This window comes from Achromobacter sp. JD-1, from assembly GCF_038594925.1.
In the GTDB taxonomy this organism is placed as follows: domain Bacteria; phylum Pseudomonadota; class Gammaproteobacteria; order Burkholderiales; family Burkholderiaceae_B; genus Achromobacter; species Achromobacter spanius_C.
The window spans coordinates 1-951 of record NZ_JBCGCS010000089.1 but is presented as its reverse complement, the minus strand read 5'-3'; the positions used below and the strand labels follow the sequence as shown (position 1 = coordinate 951).

2 protein-coding genes are annotated in these 951 nt (G+C 61.7%); both read left to right on the top strand.

Going from position 1 to position 951, the window contains the following annotated elements:
- Positions 1–50 precede the first annotated feature (50 nt).
- Positions 51–365 (top strand): DUF1153 domain-containing protein, encoded by a 315-nt coding sequence (locus tag WBR68_RS31360; RefSeq protein ID WP_230696268.1) that lies wholly within the window; start codon positions 51–53, stop codon positions 363–365.
- Positions 362–951, top strand: a 590-nt coding sequence (locus tag WBR68_RS31355) for a DDE-type integrase/transposase/recombinase (RefSeq protein ID WP_230696267.1), incomplete at its 3' end; no start/stop codon positions are given. The genes WBR68_RS31360 and WBR68_RS31355, both read left to right, overlap by 4 nt.

Here is a 951-nt window from a genome sequence, read left to right as displayed (position 1 = left end):
TGTAATGACCCAGTGAAAACCTGCTCACGTCATAATCGAGGGAATTGACGATGAGCATGAAGATGGAAGACGACATCAAACGCTGGACGGCCAAGCGCAAGAGCGCGCTAGTGCTGGACATCATTCAAGGCAAGGTCACCGTCGCAGAGGCCAGCCGCCAATACGACCTGTCGCCCTCAGAGGTCGAACAGTGGGTCGACGATGGCAAGCGGGGCATGGAGAATGCCTTGCGGGCCAATCTACAGGACGTGCGCGAGCAGTACGAGCGCCAGCTCAAGGACCTTCAAGAGGCCTACGGCGAGGCGATGCTGGAGCTTCGCGCGAGAAAAAAATTGCAGTCCCTGCTGGGCGAGGACGAGAAGTGATCGAGACGATCCACCAGGGACTGCAAGCCGACGGCATCACCGTCTCGATCGCCAAGCTGTGCCGCTGGTTCAACGTGCCTCGCCGCACCGTCTACTACAAGGCGGTGAAGGCATCGCCAAAGCTCGATCCGCAGTTTGTCGCGCCCATCAAGGCGCTGATCGAAGAATCGCCGTCGTTTGGCTATCGAACGGTGGCGCATCTGTTGGGGTTCAACAAGAACACCGTGCAGCGCGTGTTCCAGTTGATGGGCTGGCAGGTCCGCAAGCGGCCCATCGGCTTCAGGCCCCGGATCCAGGCATTGCCGTCGGTGGCCACGAGGCCTAACGAGCGCTGGTCGACGGATCTGTGCCGCGTCTGGGCGGGTCGGGATGGCTGGGCGACGCTGGCGCTGGTGATTGACTGCCATACCCGGGAGTTGCTGGGCTGGCATCTGTCGCGCAGCGGCAAGGCCTGCACCGCAGGAAGCGCACTGGAACATGCCCTGATCGCCCGCTTCGGAACGCTGGGCCGCGTGCCTGTGCCGTTCCTGCTGCGATCCGACAACGGGTTGGTCTTCACCTCTCGTAGCTATACAGCGTTGGTGCG

Bases quoted from the DNA above. Each gene is read 5' to 3' on its own strand.
- WBR68_RS31360 (WP_230696268.1), top strand. From the start codon at position 51: ATGAGCATGAAGATGGAAGACGACATCAAACGCTGGACGGCCAAGCGC.